The sequence below is a fragment of the Sphingobium sp. YR768 genome (genome assembly GCF_900111125.1).
GTDB lineage: Bacteria > Pseudomonadota > Alphaproteobacteria > Sphingomonadales > Sphingomonadaceae > Sphingobium.
Genome location: NZ_FOGE01000020.1, coordinates 36,821 through 53,705 on the forward strand (window position 1 = coordinate 36,821; position 16,885 = coordinate 53,705).

The window sequence follows — 16,885 nt, forward strand, 5'->3', positions numbered from 1 at the left end:
GACTATTTGATCACCAACGAGTTCATCATATTCTGACGAGCACCTTGGCCTCCTCGCCTCCGTTTGCCACACGACGTTGCGCCTCGATTGATCGTTGGCGCGACCTCAGGGCCATCCCGAAGACGTCTGCTTTGCGGACAAGCACGCGGGGATCTTCGCGTATGATCACGTCCTGTCGCTTCAGGTCGATAGTGATCGAGGAGACCGTCTCCGGAAATGGTTGACGCTTGTCTGTAAGGGGGAAGAGTGTGGTGCGACGATGCAATGGGTCTAGCCGAACGATATGTTCTTGGCCGATCTCGCCCGAGAGGTACACCGCGCACCCCACGTAGCACCTGAGCAAACCCTCGAGGTCGACGACGCGCGCGCTGTCAATCACTAGGCGACCATCCTCGTCGATCGCCCCGAAGCCGTTATCAGCGGCGCGGCGCATGGCAGCGGCGGTCCGTTGTGCATCAGCAAGACCATGAAGGTATTCAAGTGCCTGCTCGGCGAACTGCTGTTGGCTGCCGAAGTGATGGCGGATGTCGCGCACCATGGCCGGGCTCGGACGGGAGGCCGAGCGTGAACGGTTGAGGATGTTCAGGGCCTGGTGAACGAGCAGGTCCTCACGCCGCTCGGATGCGGCCCGTCCAAACAGCTCCTCATTGATGCTGGCATCTTGGCTGATCTCCAGCGCGCGCGCGAACGAAACGCGCTCGGTCGTAAGGAGATCATGTACATCGGACGGCATCTCGTCGGGATGGGGCAGCCGCCCGTGCTGAAGTGCGAATCTGGCGATCGCATCGATCGCGTCCGCGATCCGATCGACCAGTTGCGGCTTGGCACTCGACACTCTTGCCGGACGGTCAGTCCGGTACGCGCTTGTGGATGCCCGGCGTCCGCGCCGTCGCTCGAGCAGGAAGTCCTGCTCGTCCTCGGGTGAGCGGAATAACGCAAAGATGCCTGGTGCAAGGGCGACGGGCTCGATACCTGTGGTCTGCGTCAGCATCGCCTTTAGTTCGGCCTGCTGGAAGTATTTCTGGAAGGTACCCCTGGCCGTCAGGTAGCCGTCGCCGAACTGACGGAGCCCGTCCACGGGCACGGCGCCGACGATCATCACGGAGACGACGAGCATGCGCGTCGCGAGCGCCCATGCCGCCTTGAGGGCGACCACCCTTTCCGCCGGATCCTCGATCACATTCAGGACGAAGCCGAGGTTGACGATCTGGGCTTCATTCCGCGACGCCTCCGGTGCGAAGTGCGGGTCCCAGCCCGCCGCCTCCACGCCTGCAGAGGCGAGTGCCCGCAGGTCGTCGCCTTGCCCGCAGCCGTAGTCGAACACCGTCATGCCTCGCCGCACAATCCCATGCCGCACGGCGAGAGACATCGGCTGCGACAGCGTATGCCGCACCATGGCTGTGCGATGCCGGGGGATCGGGATCGGCTTTTGGTCGATCACGTCGTCGCCTCGCCGGCTTCGTCGATCGCCAATTCCTTCAATCTCTGCCGCCACGCTTCGCGGGTACCGATCCGGTGTGAGTCGGCGAAGGCTCCGGCTCGCACCAGCTTGGTGGTTGCGCTGGTCCAAGTAGATCGGTGAGGATGATCAGCGCTGACCAGCAATTCCTTCCGATGCAGGATCGGCGGATTTGAGCGTTGCGCATAGTCGCGCCTGACGATGCGGCCGTCGTCGTGGATGAGCGTCGAGGCGCGTAGCGCCGGAAACGGATCCTCATCGAAGTCGGCATAATAGAGAAGCGATACCCCGCTTCTCGCGACGCGGACCACGTTCCACACCGCGCCTGTCGCACGTGCTGCCATCTCAACGCGCGCCTGATCGGGGGCAGTCAAGGTTCCCAGCGCAGACCGGTGGAGATAGGTGGCGCCCCGGATCCGCTTTCCCGCCGTCACCGTTCAGCCCTTGGCTATAGCCTGAGCGATTTGGGTGGCTTCCGCTGCGCTCAGATAAGGGGCCTGCGCGTAGATCATGCCACCAGGCTGGTTAGCCAGCTTGGCGATCATGTGGCCATGACCGAGCAGGCCCTCGGCACCTGGCTCGTCGAGAATGATCTGCGAGTTCAGTCTGTTCGAGACCTTGAGCGCAATCTTGTTGCCCATGTTCGCCTTGATGAGGCCGGGCAATGCGTCCTTGTCAGGGCGCTGAGTGATCAGGAACAGGTGGATTCCCGCGGCGCGCGCCTTCCCGCTCAGCCGCACCACGTAATCCGAAACGGCGTCGCGGTACTGGGTATCGGACTTGTCCGCCATCCAGTCGGCAAGTTCGTCATGGAAGAAGTAGATGCGCGGCAGCTTCTTCTGCTCGTCGACGGTCTCGTTGTAGGCGTCGATGTTGGGCAGCTTTGTCGGACCAAGGATCTCGGCATACCGCCGTTCCATCTCGTCCACGAGTTCCTTGAGCGCGATGATTGCATCGTCGGGCGTGGTGATGATCGGACCATCGAGGTGCGGAACCTGCTCGACCCAACCGTAGTCGATGCCCGCTTTCGGATCGACGAGACGGACGCGTGCCGCCGTCGGCGAATTGGTCGCACAGATGTCGAGGAGAAGGTTGGCCGTGAAGATGCCTTTACCGCCGCCTGTCTCTCCGGCGATCAGCGTGTGGGGGCCGTGCTGTGGCTGGCCTGCGAACGCCTCCCCAAGATTGAGATAGAGTATCTCGCCGGTATCTTCGCGCTCGCCGAGGACGAAGCTGGTGTTGCGATAGGGCGCGGACGCGGGAAGCTGGCGACGCTTCCAGAGGTCCAACGTTGGTAGGATCACGCGGCCATCGCGCGCGACCATCACGACGACCTCTCCCTTGGCCGGCCTGATCGCCACGATCTCAAGTCCGTGCGAGGTAAGGAGGGTCGATCGGCGCTTTTGGACAAGCTCGGTCGTCATCTGGTCGTTACCGCGGAAGCGGATCAGGGCCGAATTGGGAGTCAGACGCGAGCCGGCCGTCTCGCAGGTCATGCCATAGCCTTTCAACGCCCCGCGCAGCTGCTTCTCGGTCGCCGCCAGCCAGTCTTGCCCGGCGACCTCGGCGATGGGGACGCCCCGTCCTGATACGATTTCAGCCACACCGGGGCGGAAGCCGCTGAGTTCATCGCCCGATGCCTGGCCTTCTGCATCCTCATCAGGTTCGCCCACGGCTGGCATATCGATGGCGGAAGCGAGGTCGACGATATCGAAGTTACTGCCTGCGGCTTCTGTCGACTGATAGTCGCCAGCTGGCTCGGCGTCAGAGTTGACGAACGGATCGGGATCGTTTGAATCCTCGGCGGCAATGCCACCGCCTTGATGCCCGTCTGTTGCGGATCCGGGGGCTGGCAGGGGTTTGGAGGGCTGTCCAGACCGCACATCCTCCAGCAGCTTGGCTATGTCGGGACGGGAGTGGAATACCTGTCGGAAGCCTTCCTCGATGATAGGAGACGGCGCGGCGGCATCATCATCATGGACGTAGATGAGCGAGACGCCGTCCACGTCGATCCTCGCTGATCCCGACCGGATGGCCTCAACCCAGCGTAGCAGATCCTCCTCGTTGTCGCGCTCGTCGAACGAGCCGTGCTCGACGAGCAGGTCCGCCAGCTGTGCGGCGTGGACGGGCGCATTCAACTTGTCCGTCGACTTGTATCGCTTGGTGATCCGGTCGACGGAGGTCTCGGTCTGCTGGCGCGACTTCGACTTGGCATCCGGCCGGCCCCCGACCTCAACGTATTTCGATTCGACTACCGACATGGTGACGACCGTCCCGTCGCCCTCGTCGCGCGCGCTGACCAGTAGTAGGTCGGCGACGGGATCGCCGGCGGAGTGGCCGAGCCGGGTCTTGAAGTCGTCGAGGAAGAACCAGGCCAACGGTGCGGCGGCGGATGGAAGCGAAGACAGCACGAGCTGCTCGCTGAGGCTGAGGCCGATAAGTTCTAGCGCCGCTTGGTCGCGGTTCGCCGCACGAAGCACGATCTGACCCGAGAGATCAGCGGACCGGTCTATGAGCTTGCGAGCCAGCTTGGCCTCGTCGCTTGGCATGGCCGTAGTGACGTTGGACACCATGTCGGCGATGCGCATCGTCAGGGAGCGGCGGTGGGCTTTGGTGGATACGACGAGGTTGTGCCGAGCCTCGTCAATGGGGATCGAGCGGATGACGCTAATGCCATTCTGCCTGAACAGACGGCGGTCCGCGATGCCGTCGAAGGTAACGACCCAGTCCGCGATGTCGTGCGCGCGCCGGATGATCTCGGCGTTTTCCTCATTGTCGAAGGATATCTCGCGAAGCGGCTCCCAATGGTCGCGCAGCGTCGGGTCCTCGACCTCGGTCTTTAATACCTCCATCGCGAGATCGAGGTAGCGTTGAACCGCTATCGGGCGTGTCGGCGAAACGAGCAAGAGGCGGGTCCGGTTCTCACCGGCCTTCTGCACCATGCGTCGCGATGGTGATGCCCGGGTCGTTTGGTCGAAGTCGGGCCAGTCGCCCGTCGGCGTCACCGCTGGGCGCCACCGGCTGGTTGCGTTTCGCGCAAACACATCCTGAAGGAAAGCGACGTCCAGCGGCTTGTTGTCACTGTCCGACATCGCGAGCTTCTCGACGTCTCCTATTCCTACCCGAAGGTTGGATAAGAACTCCTTGGTCAGGTCCGCGCCGCCGCTGGATTCCAGTTCGCGCCCGATGGCCACATTCTGCTCGGCATAGACCTGACGAAGACGCCGGCGGTCATCGCTAGCGATCACGAGGTCGCACCGCAGCCGGGCATCTTCGTCGACCCTGCGCGCGAGCCGCTCCGCCACCGCAGACGGAAGGTCGCGGCTGTCGGAGTTGTATAGAACCACGGAAAAGTTGGCGACGTTGTGCGGATGAAGGTCGAGGTGCTCGGCGAGCACCTTCATCAGGTTGTCGGCGGCCTGGCGGGTGTAGGCCCCCTGTTCGTCACCCGACGAGGCCCGGTCCGCGACCGGCTCTGCGTAGGAATAGTCATCGAGCTGGCTGTTCTCGACCATCGCGACCACCTTCCGATCCGCGGTCGTGCCGATGGCGTAATCGGTGAACCAGCTGCGCTGCAGGTCGTCCACCGCTCGAAGCATGAACGGCCGCAGTTGCGCGTCGTCCTCAGCCGCGCCCATCGCCAACAGTGTTTCCCGGGCCATTCGAGCACGGAGGCCGACCTCCGCCATGCGAAGCGGGAAGAAGGGCGTGACGATGATGCCCGGCACGTTCCTGGACGTAGCCGTGCCAATGCGCATGATCGGAAGCCAGAGTCCTCTCCGCGCGACATCGCCACGGGCGTTCTGGCGCAGCATCGCTAGTAGGTCGCCGTATAGCCGCCCCTGCTCGATCACGGCGTCGTCGGCTGCTCCGCTCCCAGTAAGGAACGCGTTTATGGCGGAACGATAGCTACCGCAGAACGCCTCGAACGCGGCGAAGATCGTATCGCGTGCCCCCTTCTTGACGATGTTTCGTTCCGCTAGGCGGTCCAGCTCGGCGAGGAAGCCATTGCCCTCGTCGAGCTGCGGGATGTTGGGATCGAAGAGCTGACCATCCTCATTGTCGTGGATATCATCGATGGTCCGACGGTCTGAGAGGCGGAGCGAACGCGTTCCCGACGTGCTGTCTTTCGCGGTTCGGGAAAATAGACCCGACAGCAGCATGGCCGAGTTTTCACCTTGGGGTGCAACGGCATGCAGGTGGTCCGAGAAGTTCAGTCCGATTCCTCGCGGGACGGGCGACCATACCATCTGCGTCTTGACCGCATGGCTCAGCTTGGCAGCATCAACCGCGCCTTCGGCGTCGAACGCCGTGGCGTCGACGAGGAACGCCTCGAACTTGAAGTCGGTCTCGCTGCCTTGATGGCCGCTGTCGACATCGATCTCGTCGGCCCAGTCCCTGGACCAGCAGATCCCGCAGTCGACGCGGACAAACGCCGGCAGCAGTTCGGTTAGGCCCCGATGACGGTCGCGGAGCGTCAAACACGCTTCGAGGACGTGCCTGCGCCAGAAGTCCAACTCGTTGGCCTTGGACAGCTGGATGTAGATGATCTGGCCTTCGACATTGCCGTTGACGGCTGTGATCAGGTCGAAGGCGGCATGCACGATGCCCGCGAGCAGGTCCGAATGGTTTCTCACTTCCCGGAAGACGAACTGTTCCCACCGGCGGAGCAGCTTGCGGTCTTTCTCGATCCGCGCCCGGTGCCGTCCGAAGAGCTCGGCCTCGGCCGCGTCCGCCCCTCGGCTTTCCTCAAGCCTATCCAATACGTCTCGATCGACGTTCGTCAGCGTTCCCGCGCTTTCCTTGTCGAGATAGGCGGCGGTTGCCGCGCCCAACGGGGTCTCGCGTATTGACTTCCGCGCCTTCACCACCTTCTGGATGGATGGCCATCGCATCTTTGCGAAGTCCTGCTGGCTCGTATTCCATTCACCCGGTTCGATGTCAGCGTCGTCGAGCAAGGTTTGCCATGTCGCGAAGTCGTCGTCGTCGAGCTCTCCCTCGGCATGGAGGAGCTGGACGCGGCCGCGGATCAACTCACGGTCGAGCGGCCGTCCCTGGTCATCGCGCAGGTATGCCACGTCGGAGACACGGTTGTAGAGGTCCGTCAGTTGAGTCGCCCAGGACTCGGGCGAGGTGATCCGGCCCCTGTCACCGGGCGGAGGAAAGTTCGCCGCTTCGGGCGGAATGCGGAATACGGTGAGGGCTTGATTGAGCGCCTTGTGGACAGTCTGCTTACCTATGCCATCGTCGAGATCGCTCATAAAGCGGGCGAACAGCGGCATATTTGTCGGGATGTCAGTGCGCAGCAGACCAGTGATCGCGTTGCGTACGTAGGTCGCCTGGCGAGGCGACAGCTCTCCGAAGTGCTTAGTCGCGCCGAACCACGCCTCGATGTCCGCCTTGAGGTGGTCGGGCGAGAGGCGGTGTATCGTCGCCGCGGTCTCGCCGAGCCTGTTAAGCGCGTCGGTCGTCACCGCCGACACGATAGCGCGGTCAGCATCCTCTCGCGCCACGTTACGCCAGTGGGTCAGCGGCTCGCTCGAAAGCCATTCGGCCGGGACTGGCCCGGCTTTCACGTCTGGGTGCACGGCAATCCTTGCGGCCGGCTCCTCCGCATGGATGTCCTCAAGGATACGGCGGGTCTGGGGTCCGTCGAAGTCGAACACCGCGAACAGGGCGGGCTCGTCCAGGCTTGCGTCGAGTGCCCTCCGCAACCGACGAACGGCGACGGCTGACACCAACTTACTGATCTTGCCGTCATCTTCGGTCGGTGCGGAGACGGGGGTCAAGTCTGCGACCATGTGGACCGCCGAAGCAGCCATGGATCCGTGTTCTGGGATGATCTGGGTGTTCATGTGATCGCGTCAGCAATAGGGATTGCGCACGAACGCGCAGTCATCGGACAGGCGCTCGACGAAGCCGAGCATGCGGAGCCGTTCCTCGAAGATTCGCTGGTTCGACCGTAGCTGCTCGAATGGGGCGTCTTCCCCGAGCCTACGCTGGCCGACCAATGGCCCGACGACGAAGGAGTACCGAGCCCAGAGCCGTTCGAGGTGCTGCTCGAGTTCGACTGGGGCGGTGACATTGGCGAGGACGATCGCCTCGAGGAAACCGTTGCTGGCCGCATACCACCGGCCTTGACCTGGCCTTGCGACGCCCAGCCCGATCCGATCGGTCTGGGTGGCGAGCATGAGGCCAAGATGGTTTGCGTGTTTCGTCAGCGCCTCGCCCCGCATCTCCTCGATCATAGCGGCTGCGTTGATCGTCTTCGGCGCGACCGTGTGGGAGAATGCCTCCTTCAGCATCTTCTTCCGCATCGCCACCGGATCACCAGCCTCGTCTGCATCTTTCCATTCTTGGCTTTCCGCAAACTGATCGATCACCTTGGAGATTGCCAACCGCGACATTTCCCGGTGAAGTTGGAACCGCTCACGCGAGACGCGACGAAGACCCGCGGCGCTGTCGGTCGCCATGTCGAGCGGAATCGGTTGCTCCGTTCGGCGGCCGAGGACTTCCGCCGAGCGTTCGATGAGGTAGCGGACGACGTGGAGACCCGTGAGCCGCATTAGCGGTTCGGCCAATTGGTCGTCGGGCAGCTGTTCGAGCGACAATAACGCGATCCAGTCCTCGGCCAAGCGATCGTAAGTCGGATGGCTCGGCAACGGCAGATATCCGATCTTGTACTGCACGGGATCGGGGTCGTGTGAGCTCGGCGGCTGGAGAAGGCGGGCGACCTTATTCCACCGGCTGCCGGCCGTGAGAAGCCGCTTCCTTACTAGTTGCTCCAGCTGCGCAGAGTGCTTGCTTCGGTTGAGCATGAGAAAAACTAGCTCGCCACCGCGCGCAAAGAATTTGCGGTCGTTGTTGATCTTGTCCCCAGCCTTCAGCCCATAGTCGGCCATCAGCATATCCACGCCACCCGGCACAAGATGCCGCGACGTGGGGCGGCGGTCGCGTTCGGGTTCGACCACGGCGGCGCGGAGCAGGTCCACAGCGTCGTGGAATGATGAGAAGCGCTCGAACCGCTCGCGGAGGTGAGCAATCTCCTTGGGATTGCGGCCATTGAGCCACTTTTCCCACTTCGCGTCTTCCGAAAGGTCGTCACCGCCCCGTGCGATGGCGTCCAAGGCATGATCCTGGAAAAGGACTTGGCGGAGGTGACGCCGAGTCGGTACCTGGTAGACGAATTCTTCGTGCGCGCCATCGTTGGCGGCGAAGATCGTTTCTACGTTTTTGTCCGCCGCGCGCGCCGACATGATCGCCATTGCCTCGAGTAGCAGCAGCCAGCTGGTTTGATCGTTGATGAGCCGGTGCCCCCAGATCATCTGCTCGACGTTCACTTTCCACGAGTCCGGCTGCGCCGTTTCGGGAACGTCGAAGGCCCCATCGACCTTGAAGCGTTTCGCCTGGTTCATGCGACACCCAAGGGCAGAGCGGTCATCGCCAGCTTTCCGCTCTGAGGCAGGCGGACCAGGGTGACCTCGTGCGGATCGGACGGGATGAGGCCCGCGGCACCCAGCTTGGCAACGGAGCGCAGGCGGAACTGGCGCAGCTCCTCGAAACACTGCCGCGAGAAACTTGACGGAAGGCTTCCGTCCTTAATGCGGATCAGATATTCGAAGAGCAGCGGGGTGAGGTCGATGGAGTTAATCACTTCGTCGTCGCTGGAGAGTGTCAGCCGTGGACGTCCATTGAGACCGTTCGCGTCGAAATCCACGCTGAGGCGCTCCTGCGCAGACCTGCCGAGCCGGATGGGTGCGGCAGTGTCAAGGACGCGCCCCTGACGACTCTGGGTATTACCCGCAGGTCCGGTCAACCAGAGCTTATCGTCGTCGTCGGTCATCAGGCCCGTGTAGACGCGGTTGAGACCGATGATCAGATGGCGCTTGGCCTTCGTTGCGTCCGAACCTTCACCGAGATTTGCCGCGAAGCGTAGGTAGTCGCCGCCGCCTGTGAAAATGGTCAGCAGCCAGGGGTCAAGTCGTCCCTTCTCCTCCGGGAGAGTGAAAAATAGACGTCTGCGCTGATCAGCGAGCGCGTCGTGCAGCGCCGGCATGTCAACATCGGTTGGTGCCGCGCGATACTGCGCCCTTGCCTTCGCCAGTAATGGGTCGCCGAACTGAGCGTCCGCAGCCATGAACTTCTCGAATGCGTTGGCCGGCTCGCGCTCCAGCATCATCTCGTCGAAGGCGTTCAGCGTCTCTCGGCCGAGACCGAAGCTGTCGAAGACGGTAAAGGCGCGAAACTGACGGCGTTCCGTCGGCTCGAAATTGAGGCCCGACACGTTGCGATATGGGTTTACCCGCGCCGCCGCGTCGTCCTTCTGCGCGATGACGTGAGCGTCAACACACCTGATGAGGCCGCCACCTTTACCGTCACCGAGAAGGATATTCGAGCAGAGGAGAAGCAACTGGCGCACGGGCAGGTGTGTACCATTGAGTGCAGCTATTCGGATCAGTTGCGACAGTCTGAGCCGCAAGGAAGGATCTCCAGAACCCGCAAGAATTGCAAGGTTGCGGCGGATCGGGCACGTTCCGGCCACCAAGAGCGTGCACCCATCGCAGCGGTTCCAGTCTGGGTGGTCGACAATAGCGTCGACCACCTCGCCGAACAGTGCGTCGTGAGGCTGCCGGCTCAGATTGTAGAGCCGTAGCGAGAGATCGGCCGAATCCTCGCTCTCCTCGACGAGCATCTTGCGGATTGCCTCGTCGATTGCCGGGCCGGCAGGGTGCCGGTGAGCGAACTGGCGGACGAATGCGACGAGTTGGCCATCGTTCGACGCTACGATCAGTGGAATGGCGCTGTCGCCGTTGGTCACTGACGCGGCGAAGGCGTCGTAAACCTCCGCCTTTTCGTCGTCGGTCAACTCCGCAAGATCCTTCACGACCTTGACCGTTCCTGTCCCTGGCACTTCGACGTCGAGCACCTTCTCGGTCGCCCAAGCGGTCATGTCCGCCCCCGCATCCTCAAGCGCACGGCGGCAGGTGTAGGTCTTGCCGTCGCCAGCGGTGCCGGTGAGCACGACGCTCGGCCTGTCCGATGCGGCCCACGCCTTCTCTAAAGCGTCCTTCTTGGCCGCCGTGACATGCAGGGGCTGCACGTTCTTACGCTTCGCGGTGCTCTGCACATGCTCGTCGAACTGAGCGTTCGAAGACGGTAGCGGACCATAGGACCGAAGGAAGTCCACAAGCGGGTTCTGCTTCAGCTCCGGCATCACAGGTGGCACACGGCGCAGCCGTCCTCCGCCTTTGCCGACACCGCCCGTCTCGGCATCCGCTCCACGTCGTCGAGCGAGCGGCCATCGACCCAGGTATACTTCCGCCCCTTCTTCATCGTCTCGTATGCCTTCGCCTTCTCATACAGCTCGGGATGGCGTTCCTTGAGGCCCTGCCACTCGCCGATTTGCTGGTAGAAGCAGAAGTAGCAGCCCGACCGACTCCGCCATTCGTAGTATTCCGGCAGGCCGAGCCCGGCGCTGTCGAGGATTCGGCCGACCTCGGCAAGGTCGATCGCATCGTCCCGGTAGGGATACACGGGTGTGATGTTGGGCTTTTCCGATATCACAACCGGCTTGGCGCCAGCCGTGCCTGTCCCGAGGTAACCAGCGCGGTTCTCGTCAGCACGCAGGCCGATGTAAGAATAGGCGCGATCGCCGCCGATGAACCGCTCGAATGGGGCGATCTTCATGATCCGCGTGCACCACCTCGCGCGCGGGCTGGGTAGAAATCCTGCGAAGTGCTCGAACAGCGCGACGTCGAACGCCGTGCGGCCCGGCTTCTCCGCCACGTCGAACATCTCCATCGCCGAGACGCGGTGGATTTTCACCCCGATGATGTTCTCAAGCCTGTCCAGGTAGTCGATCGTCTCGGGCAGCTCGACGCCGGTGTCGGAGAACACGTACTCGAAGTTCACTTCGGGATTGCGCTGCTTCAGGTAGACGGCCAGAGCGGACGAGTCCTTGCCCCCGGACACGGGCACAATGTGCCGTGCCTCGGTATCTCTCACCGCGTCGTCGACGTTGGTGGACAGCAAGCTCATCTTTTTCCCCCAGCGACCTGAAGGCCGCGGATTCGACTGTCCTCCGTTTCGTCGATTTTAACAAGCATTCTGGTGAGTTCCTCGACGCGGGCTTGAACGATCGGCCTCAGCGCCGCCGTCGGTGACTCGGTGTCGAGCGCCGCCGCCTCAATGCGTTCGCGGGCATCGCGGAGCGCGGACCTGAACTGCGCTGCTGTGCGGTCGTCCCACTTGTCGAGACTACGCTGGAGCAGTATCGAACTAAGCGTGTTGGCGAGCGACTTCGGCGAGAAGCGGCCATTCACCGTCTCGACGGCCTTCCGTAGCACCGCGCGGTCAACGATGCGCAGGTCGTCGCGCCTGTCGAGCGATGCAGCGTCGAAGCATCCCGCCCATGCGGTGACCGCCTCCAGCGGGTCGACGTCAAGGTCGGCGGAGCGAAAGCTCTCCGCGATCACCTCGACCGCATCCTGAGCGAACTGGTCGCGAAGATGGTCGATCTCCTTGCGCGCCGATTCCAGCTTCGCGATCAGGCTCGGGGAAGGACCCTTGGCGCCGAGCGCTAAAGGCAAATCTTTGAGAAGGAGTTGCACCGGGTCAGAGGAACCGCCTGCCGTCCGCAACAGTCCCTTCGCATGAGTCCCCAGCTTCTGCGAGCGTCTCGAGCCGTCCGGAACGGTGAGCAGCCAGCGTGTAAGCGCATCATGCGCGAACCGGACGAGTTCATCACTCGTCGTCGGCCGCTCGTGCGAAAAGACGTAGGCGGCCTCGGACAAGTATTCGACCAGATCGGGTGTGGGGTCGAGGACCTGCACGCAGAACCCCTCCGGGTTCGTCACCATGTTATCGAACTGAAAGCCGAGCGTGTCAGCGACGTATCGACCGTTGTCGTAGAGCGCCATTGCGCGCGAGAAGTGCTTGAACCCCGCAGCGATAAGCAGCGGCATGACCGCCAACGGGACGCCCATCGGCGCCGAAGCAAGGGTCGAGACGAACGCGCTCAGGTCGCGGTATGCGCCACCGCTGCGGCCGGTCGGTGTGCGGAAGAAGTCGGCAATGCGGAGCCAGACTTCCTTGAAACCGGGGTCGGTGATCTGATCGGGGTCGGCGAACCGCGTCGATCCTTTGGGGCGAAGCCCCGTGTTCTCGATCACTGTTCGGTAGATTGACCCTTCCGCGCCGCGATCACCTTCCTCGTACCCCAACCGCTCGCGACCGGAGCGTTCGAGAATGGATCCGACGACGCGGACGCGCGCAGTCTGCATCGTGCGCGACGCAGTGTTGCGCATCAGCTGATCGTTTGCGATCTTGGGAGTCTTGTCGAACCATTGACTCAGGAGGCGCGATGCCGCCATGGGGCCTGGCCGCTCGGGCGACACGTCCAGACGCTCGCCTTGGGAATACCATGTCGCACCAGTGGCGCGCGGGTCCAGCACCCCCCGGAGGAGGGTCGCCAACTCCTCGAACGCGACCGACTGGAGTTCGTCTATCTCGGTCGTCACCATCGGATCCGAAGCCACGAATTCTTTGTCGGCGCGGAGCGCTTCAATCGATATTAGCTCGATCGCTGCACTTTCAGCAGCGAGTGGCCTGTCGGGAATCGCGATGATCGCGTGAACGCTGGATTTCTTCGCCAGTTTTCGGGCTGCGGCGATGTCGCCCTTGCTCTCCGCAAGTACGTAGACGATCGCGCCAGAGGCAGGGTCGCCGTCTTCGAGCAGCTCGGCCAGTTCGATGACGGATGCGTAGCGTCCCATCAGAAAGCGGTTCACGCCGAATTCGGCGTTGTGCCGTGGAGCGCGGATATGCGGCGCGGGGAAACGGTCTTCCAGAAATGCCCGGAGATCGAATGCGCTCGAGCGCCGCTCGCGTTCCTCGCGCACGCGGATCGCGACGTCGATATCGGCGCCGTGCCAAACCGCAACGTCGTCGGTGTGCTTGCGCCAGAGCAACAGCTTGGCTTCTAGCAGTTCATCGACCGCGGCAGCGATTTCCTTGGCGGGAAGTTCCGTCTCGGCAACAGCCAGCTCGAGAACGTTACGAGGCAGGCGCCGTCGTTCGCCGCTCGTCCCAAGCTGCAGCAGGCATGCGGCTGCGAGCAGCATTCGCTGGAGCGGGGTGTCGGCCCTTGAACGCGCGCTCTCAGTCTCGATCCAGCGCCGATATATGCCACCAATCCCCACGTCGGTCCGCATAGCGTCCGAAAATGAGGTGTAGACCACCTCGATATCGACCTTACGGGTCAGGTCAATCTCGCGCAGGAAAGAGAATAGGCTGCGCTCGTTCTGTCCGACCCGGGCGACCAGCGTCGGCAGGATTTGCAACGCTCCCGCTGTCAGCGGCCTGACATCGTCCAAGATCCCAAGCGCTTGACCACCGTCCTCGATGCCATCGAGCCACTTCCACTTGACGACCTCGTCTGCGAGGGCCTGATCAACGCGGGGCATGATTACGACACTCTCCGGAGGACGCATCTCCGAGACCACATCCGCGATCAGGCGGTAGAACTCCTGGCTATCCTCGATCATCCGAAGCGGCCGGAATCGCCCTTCAATCTTGCGCCATTCGCTCCGTGACGTATCATTCAGACGTGTCGCGTAGGCGAGCAGGTTCTGGTGGAGGAGCAGTGTGAGGCTCATCGTCGGCCCGGACGCGCGCGCCACCCGCTCGGCGAGACGCTGGACGACGTCCAGTTCGCTCGACCGTCCGTCGGCCACCAGCCCTTCGAGATGTCGCCCAAACTCGTCCCAGATGATCGCGACGTGATCCCAACCACCGTCGCGCATGGCCTTGCCGAAGCCCTCGACGCTCTTCGGTGGCCGGGTCATTCCAAGCGCTTCAGCGATCGCGGCGATGGGGTCGTCGATCATTCCCGAAAGGATGACGACGTGTCCCTGAAGCGGCGCCGAGGCGCGGCTGCGTAGCGCCCCGCTGACTGCGGGGTCAACTTGGTCCGTGCGCTCCAGAACGGCCATGAGCGCGCGGCGATCGTCGGCCGAGTTGCGGACCGCCAACGCTCCGACACCCGCCGCTAAACTCTTCCCGCTGCCATAAGGCGCGATGACCATAGTCGTGGACGCGGGTTCGACGATCGCCGTGATGATCGGAAGTGCGCGGCGCGTCGGACGATAATGTCCGAACCGATCCGGGTACTCCAGATCCTCGACTAGACTGAGTGAGCGGAAAAAATCGGCGCCGATCATGCTGTCGCGCCAATCCGGAGATAGTAGTCGCGCAGCCACTGCTCGACCGGCCTGATCGTAGTCCGCAGATACCGCTCACCGGCCAGGGTCTCGACGCTGACACCCTTCATCCACATGACACTGGATGCCTTTCCGACCATCTCGTCGATGGCGTCGAGTCCGGCGCAGAAGACGCGGCCCGGTCCAAAGCGGAGCGTCGCAAGTTCCCTCAGGGAAAGGGCATCCTTGCCGGTCTCCTCAGCAAGTAGCGACGAGCACGCGAGGAAGGCCTCGTTCGGCAGGCCGATTGGTGCCCGCGTGCGCTCGAACCGTCGCACGAGTTCATGACGCACCACGAGGCCGAGTTCGCGGAACGGACATGCACCGACGTCGTCGGGATCGACGACATCAACCCCCGGCCGCGCGGCATAAGCGCTTAGCAGGCAGGCCACGTCCTTGAGTGCCATTGCCTCGCTTGCCGGACGCATTGCCTTCGCGCGGGTGAACTGGAGGAATGACTCCACGCAGGTAGCACGATCGAAAATGCGGTCGGAATAGTCGTTGAAAAACCAGGACCAAACGGTGCCCTCGTGCGTCGCAAGTACGAGATGGAGAAACCACCACGTGCCTGGCAGTTCACAATACGGATCATGGGTGATGACGAGGTCCGCGATCTCGGACGGCACACGCCCGGTCCTGGCTTCGCCCTCTGCATCCCGTGCGAGACCGGTGGCCTTGAGCCAGAAACTCAGCGACTCGACCATCTTCGAACCGAGGCCTAAATCGTCGCCGACGTTGGTGCTCGGATGGAAAGCTCCATCCCGCCTCATGCGCGACAGGCCCTTGGGCAGCCAACCGTATCGCACCGGGAAGGTGACGTGGCCGCCGTAGGAGAAGCGCATCAAGCTCGTGCCCATGCGACGCTCCTCAGATGTCCAACCGAATTGGCGATGATTGACACTGCCTCGTCGATTTCGGCTTCGGAGCTCAGCACGGAGAGCGAGAACCGGATGGTCTCAAACGCTTCGATTTCAGCCAGACCCATTGCGATCAGTACGTGTGACGGCTCTGGCCGGCGGCTGGCACAAGCCGATCCCTGAGATGCCGCGACACCGCGACTGTCCAGCTGGGCGATCATGGACATACCATCGACGCCAGGAAACCTCACGCTGGAGATGTTGGGTAGGCGTTCCTTGGCGCTAAAGAGACTTGCGTCGGGGATGGCAACGCGCAGTCCGGCTTCCAGCCGGTCGCGTAGCGCCTTCATGCGCTCAACTAATTTGCTCATCGCCTTGGCACGCCGATCGCACGCCGCGCCGAAGCCAGCGATCAAAGGTACCGCCTCGGTGCCCGCTCTGAGTGCGCTTTCCTGATCACCGCCGACGAGTAGGGGAGCTAGCAATATGCCCCTTTCTGCCGCCACAATTGCTCCCACGCCCATCGGCGCGTGCAGCTTGTGCCCGGAGACCGTGATCACGTCTGGACCAAGGCCAGGCGACAGATCGATGGGCAGCTTACCAAAGGCCTGCGCCGCGTCGGAGTGGAACGTCGTCATCGGACGTGTCGCCAGCATCGCCGCGATTTCTGCGATCGGCTGGATCACGCCAGTCTCACTGTTCGCGAACTGGATCGAGACGAGAAGCGGACCCTGTGCCGACCCGATCAGGGATTCCAGCCGGTGGAGATCCACTATTCCCGCCCCGTCGACGGGGACGAAGTGAACTATCGCGCCGGTCAACTTGGCCCGTTCGGCCGAGCGGATAACCGAAGGATGTTCTACCGTGCTGGTGATGATGGTTGCTGCTTCGATGCCCGCAAAGACGGTGTTATTCGCCTCGGTGCACCCTGATGTGAACGTCACGCCCTCCTCTGCCGCACCAGTGACCAGCGACAGCAAACTGTCGCGCGCGCGGGCAAGGATCGCGCGCGCGCGGTCTCCGAGCTCGTGGGCGCTCGCCGGATTGGCGGCACCTCCACGGAGTGCGGCAACGACGGCTTCGATCACTTCTTCGGTGGGTGTGGTGTTTGCGGCGGCATCCAGGTTGATCACCGCGGAAGACGCCTGATGTGAGTAGGGACAGTTATCAATTTTGGTGTTCAACACAACTTCTACCACCCCTCGCGCGCTTAAAAGCTTATAGGATCGCGCTCACGCGCCGCCAACGACCCATCCGAACCACTTGTCGCTGCGCGCAACGCACGTGCGCCTGACGCGGAACATATAAAG

General features: G+C 62.8%; 9 protein-coding genes. All 9 read right to left on the reverse strand.

The genetic code is table 11. The features are described 5' to 3' along the window. Window positions 1-25: 25 nt before the first annotated feature. From BMX92_RS19190 to BMX92_RS19230, 9 genes are read right to left on the reverse strand one after another with little or no spacing between them, the layout of a single operon-like run. The gene (locus BMX92_RS19190; protein WP_093019488.1) at window positions 26-1,441 is read right to left on the reverse strand and encodes a DNA phosphorothioation-associated putative methyltransferase; all 1,416 of its coding nucleotides are present in this window, start codon (window positions 1,439-1,441) and stop codon (window positions 26-28) included. Beyond that, on the reverse strand, window positions 1,438-1,893 hold the full coding sequence (locus BMX92_RS19195; protein ID WP_093019490.1) for a hypothetical protein: 456 nt from the start codon (window positions 1,891-1,893) through the stop codon (window positions 1,438-1,440). Before BMX92_RS19195 ends, BMX92_RS19190 begins: the two co-directional genes overlap by 4 nt. A gap of 3 nt (window positions 1,894-1,896) precedes the next feature. Continuing rightward, window positions 1,897-7,314: an FtsK/SpoIIIE domain-containing protein gene (locus BMX92_RS19200; RefSeq protein WP_093019492.1), complete on the reverse strand. Its 5,418-nt coding sequence runs from the start codon at window positions 7,312-7,314 to the stop codon at window positions 1,897-1,899. 9 nt (window positions 7,315-7,323) lie between these two features. Next, entirely contained in the window at window positions 7,324-8,874 is a 1,551-nt protein-coding gene (locus tag BMX92_RS19205; RefSeq protein ID WP_093019494.1) for a hypothetical protein, read from the reverse strand. Continuing rightward, window positions 8,871-10,673, reverse strand: coding sequence for a hypothetical protein (locus tag BMX92_RS19210; RefSeq protein ID WP_093019496.1), 1,803 nt, complete (start codon window positions 10,671-10,673; stop codon window positions 8,871-8,873). The genes BMX92_RS19205 and BMX92_RS19210 overlap by 4 nt, the downstream gene beginning before the upstream one ends. Further along, the gene (locus tag BMX92_RS19215) at window positions 10,673-11,497 is read right to left on the reverse strand and encodes a phosphoadenosine phosphosulfate reductase family protein (protein ID WP_093019498.1); all 825 of its coding nucleotides are present in this window, start codon (window positions 11,495-11,497) and stop codon (window positions 10,673-10,675) included. The genes BMX92_RS19210 and BMX92_RS19215 overlap by 1 nt, the downstream gene beginning before the upstream one ends. Then, complete coding sequence (locus BMX92_RS19220; protein WP_093019500.1) at window positions 11,494-14,679, reverse strand: hypothetical protein; 3,186 nt, start codon at window positions 14,677-14,679, stop codon at window positions 11,494-11,496. The genes BMX92_RS19215 and BMX92_RS19220 overlap by 4 nt, the downstream gene beginning before the upstream one ends. After that, window positions 14,676-15,575, reverse strand: a complete 900-nt coding sequence (locus BMX92_RS19225; protein WP_093019502.1) for a DUF4007 family protein — start codon at window positions 15,573-15,575, stop codon at window positions 14,676-14,678. The genes BMX92_RS19220 and BMX92_RS19225 overlap by 4 nt, the downstream gene beginning before the upstream one ends. Beyond that, on the reverse strand, window positions 15,560-16,708 hold the full coding sequence (locus tag BMX92_RS19230; protein WP_177185150.1) for a cysteine desulfurase family protein: 1,149 nt from the start codon (window positions 16,706-16,708) through the stop codon (window positions 15,560-15,562). Before BMX92_RS19230 ends, BMX92_RS19225 begins: the two co-directional genes overlap by 16 nt. Between the last annotated feature and the right edge of the window lie 177 nt (window positions 16,709-16,885).